Source organism: Leptospira ryugenii (assembly GCF_003114855.1).
Taxonomy (GTDB): Bacteria; Spirochaetota; Leptospiria; order Leptospirales; family Leptospiraceae; genus Leptospira_A; species Leptospira_A ryugenii.
Genome location: NZ_BFBB01000014.1, coordinates 1 through 4,226, shown reverse-complemented (window position 1 = coordinate 4,226; position 4,226 = coordinate 1). Strand labels below are relative to the sequence as shown.

The window sequence follows — 4,226 nt, the reverse complement described above, 5'->3', positions numbered from 1 at the left end:
CAGAGGCTCAGCTACGGACAACGTCGTGTAGCCTTTTCGTTATACGACATGTGGCAAAAGTCATTGAAAACTAAAAATTTGGGTTAAAGAAAATAAAAAAAGTATTGATACTGTAGCGTTATTCCGTTACACATAAAAAGTGAAAGAATTTACAGCTTATAAAGGCGAAAAATTCACTATTGAATGGTATTTTGACGAAAAAGATAAATCCGATGTTTTAGAATATTTCAATGAACTACCTGATGATTTAAAAATTAAAACTTTGGTTTTGTTCAAAAGATTTGCTGATTTTGGAGAAATCAAAGATAAAACTAAATTCAATTTTGAAGGTGATTCTTTATTCGCTTTCAAACCTATTCCACACAGATTTCTTTGCTTTTTTGTTAAAGGAAAGAAAATTATAATTACTAACGCTTTTGTCAAAAAAACTGATAAATTACCGAAAAACGAAAAAATTAGAGCAATCAAAAGAAGGGAAGATTATGAAACAAGAAGTAAAAAAGGCATCTACTACTAAATCTACATTTGATCGTTTGATGAAAGATAAATCCTTCAAAGCTAAATTTGAAAAGGAATATGATGCTCTCAATCTTTCTGAAACTTTAATTGAATTAATGGAATCTCAAAAAGTTTCTGTAAGAGAACTTTCTAAAAAAGCAAATGTTTCTAGCACTGTAATTCAAGAAATTAGAAGTGGGAAACAAGACAACCCTACCCTACTTGTTCTTTCAAAATTAATCCACACTTTAGGTGGAGAGATTGTTATCAAGAAGGGAAAGAAAACTTTAGCTAGTGTATAAGCCACACGTCGTATAACTGCGGCTGACACGCTCCGCTCGGGACTGTCGCCCTCGCTCGGCCTAAAGGCACATTGTCCTCCGTCACGCTTCTTGCGCCGCAAGAAGGCGCGCCGACGCTAACGCCTCTGCGAGGCTCAGCTACGGACAACGTCGTGTAGCCTAGTTCGTTATGCGCTATGTTTTAAAATTCTTAAGAACAATTTACAAAGTATAATTAAAAACAAATGAAAGAGCAAAGCATTTATAGCTACTATCGATTCGGATATAACTATCGTATTTTTACTGAAAATATAACAAAAAAGAAAGTTAAAAATGTCACAAGACGAATCGCAGATCATCTGAAGGAAAGAAAAAAATATTCACTTCCCGTAACTTCACAAATTATCATAGAACCTCTAGAAGAAATTATGGAGAAATTGTCACATATTGACGAGGAGTCAATTATTAGTGAAGAAATTGCTACTGAATTAGAAAATCTAATAAAAAAAGCAGATCCAGCGCTTGATTCCGAACTACAGTTAAAAAAAGTATACTTACTAACAAGCAAGCGTTTTGAAGTAACCGTGCTGCTAGAAGATTCGAAGTCATTACTTGCAAAAGATACCTGGCAAAAATTGACAATTAATGCACAAAATGATTTTAATTTTGCATGTCAATGTATCGCCTTAAATTTAGGAACTTCATCTGCTTTCCACATAATGAGAGCTGTAGAAGAAATGGTAAAACAACTTTATTTTCACTATGTAAAAACTAATAGATTGCAAAAACCGATGTGGGGACCGATGGTTGAAAAACTAAAAAATAAAAAGAAACCAAAGCCAAGCCAGAGCTTAATTGATCATTTAGATAACATAAGAAAAAATTATCGTAATCCGACCCAACATCCGGAAAAATTTTACGATATTGATGAAGCACAAGATTTATTACATACTTCGATCGTGGCAATAAATGAAATTTCAAGGCAAATAGGTCAAAGCTAAAAAACACAGCGCATAACTGCGGCTGACACGCTCCGCTCGGGACTGTCGCCCTCGCTCGGCCTAAAGGCACATTGTCCTCCGTCACGCTTCTTGCTTTGCAAGAAGACGCGCCGACGCTAACGCCTCTTCGAGGCTCAGCTACGGACAACGTCGTGTAGCCTAGTTCGTTATGCGCCATAGCAAAAATATGATCAAGAAACACAATTTAATAATAACTGCTTTAATTTTCCTAAATGTTAACATTTATGCTAAGGAAATAATAAATATCGAAGTAGATCTAAGTGCAATTGATATTCCCAATGAAAGTCTCATTGAAAATATTTTTTTATCCAAGATCAGTGAAAATATTTCTGAACAATATAAAAATTTAGATGTGTTCCCAAATTTCCAAAAACAAAAAACTCCAGGCATATTTATTAAATTCCTCTTCAAAAAAATTGAAAGAATTAAGAAAAATAGTTTAAGTGGATTTCTATTACAAATTTTTACTTTAGGTGCCTATAGAACATTTGAAGGGAAAGAAATATCCGAAACCACTTCCATTCAATTAAGTATAATGTTTTTTAGAGATTCTGCTTTAATAAAGGAAGAATCAATTTCTATTAACGAAAACATTTCCGTGCCATGGGAAAATCTTGCACATTTTGATATTCCAGGTACTAAAAATTATTTTAGATACAATAATTTAATTCGAAAAGAATCCTATAAACTTTATACTTTTGAATATCTAACTGAAATTTCAGAGAAAACTGTCACCTTATTAAATGAAATATAAATTAATATTTCTCTTCATTCTCGTAAATAATTGCAATAGCGTAGATCATAAATATACGAGATCTACATCAATAGGAAACTTAGAATCACAATTAACTATTTTTCCTGTGGTAATTATCGAATCTAAAATAAATCAACGAATTTATTCCCTTGATGATGATGAATATTTATTATTTAGCAATTTAATAATTAAATCATTGGATTTGGAACGTTTCGATACAAAATCTAGCAAAAATGATTATGTTCTAGAAATTTTTTTAAATATCCATGAAAACAATAATAAAATCAATGATTTTATCAACTCATTAACTTTTTTCATTTATCCATCTTATCAAAATATTTCAATAGGCGTCACTTTGAAACTACGGGATCAAAGCGGACATTTAATACGCGAATCTTATTCTCGAATCGATTATAATATAGAAAAATGTATATTATATCTTCCGAAAGTATTCTCCTATTCTAAAGACGATGAATTTCATACTTTTATTAAAACAATTACTCGCGAAGCTGCTAACGGAATATAATCTGCTACGGCGCATAACTGCGGCTGACACGCTCCGCTCGGGACAATTGCCCTCGCTCGGCCTAAAGGCACATTGTCCTCCGTCACGCTTCTTGCTCTGCAAGAAGACGCGCCGACGCTAACGCCTGCTCAGCAGGCTCAGCTACGGACAACGTCGTGTAGCCTAGTTCGTTATACGACATTACGCAAAATTGAACTAATAAATAAAAAATGAGAATCATCGCGATTGCTTCAATTTCCCTACTAGCTTTCAGTTCATTATTATCACTAAGTTCCCAATATATAACGGTAGTGAATCTAAGATTACTTTGTAGTTTTGCATTTCTTCTTTCTATATCGGTTCCTACTTTCCTCGGACAAAGAAATGACAATGATTTGTTCAAGCTAACCCTTTTATTTTTAAGCCCATTATTTCTAGTTAATGAAAATCATATAAATGTATATTTCATTTTATTTCTATTAATTATATATCTAATATCCTTAGTCAGATTTAAATTTAATACCTTCGGAAAATCAGTTCTAATTTTTTATATATTGATACTTTTCATTCTAACAATTGGTCTGTTTATCACAGATTATCTACATCAAGAATACAAGAATAAAGATCATATTGAAGAAAATTACATATATTCACCGAATAAACAAAGCCTTCTAAAAACTAAATTTATTGATGAAGGAGGATTAGGATCATCTTCCTCGATTATTCTTTACAAGAATTTAAATTCATTCTTTAAACAAGAAATCGAATTTTGTTATAATAAACCGAATGAAAATATTAAATGGAATAATGACGACGAATTTAAATTAGATGAAATTTTAGTTGAAATAAAAAGAATTAATTTTGTACTACCGAGACTAAAATCAGGGAAATGCATTGACCAGTTAGACTAAAATTGTTGATTGCGTAACGTCGTATAACTGCGGCTGACACGCTCCGCTCGGGACTTTCGCCCTCGCTCGGCCTAAAGGCACATTGTCCTCCGTCACGCTTCTTGCGATGCAAGAAGTCGCGCCGACGCTAACGCCTCTGCGAGGCTCAGCTACGGACAACGTCGTGTAGCCTAGTTCGTTATACGCAAAACCTAAAAAGTATGACTCAGGACATGGGTAACACTTTTGTAGCAAGACATGGGTAACACTTTTGTA

5 protein-coding genes are annotated in these 4,226 nt (G+C 33.3%); all 5 read left to right on the top strand.

From position 1 onward, the window contains the following. Positions 1-139: 139 nt before the first annotated feature. A complete protein-coding gene (locus tag DI060_RS18715) occupies positions 140-517 on the top strand; it encodes a type II toxin-antitoxin system RelE/ParE family toxin (RefSeq protein ID WP_108978537.1) in 378 nt (125 codons plus the stop codon). After that, a complete protein-coding gene (locus tag DI060_RS18710) occupies positions 483-800 on the top strand; it encodes a helix-turn-helix domain-containing protein (RefSeq protein WP_002975201.1) in 318 nt (105 codons plus the stop codon). Before DI060_RS18715 ends, DI060_RS18710 begins: the two co-directional genes overlap by 35 nt. A gap of 224 nt (positions 801-1,024) precedes the next feature. Continuing rightward, a complete protein-coding gene (locus tag DI060_RS18705; RefSeq protein WP_108978536.1) occupies positions 1,025-1,780 on the top strand; it encodes a hypothetical protein in 756 nt (251 codons plus the stop codon). Positions 1,781-1,967: 187 nt separating this feature from the next. Continuing rightward, a complete protein-coding gene (locus DI060_RS18700; RefSeq protein ID WP_108978535.1) occupies positions 1,968-2,555 on the top strand; it encodes a hypothetical protein in 588 nt (195 codons plus the stop codon). Beyond that, the gene (locus tag DI060_RS18695) at positions 2,545-3,081 is read left to right on the top strand and encodes a hypothetical protein (RefSeq protein ID WP_108978534.1); all 537 of its coding nucleotides are present in this window, start codon (positions 2,545-2,547) and stop codon (positions 3,079-3,081) included. The genes DI060_RS18700 and DI060_RS18695 overlap by 11 nt, the downstream gene beginning before the upstream one ends. The last annotated feature ends 1,145 nt before the right edge of the window (positions 3,082-4,226 follow it).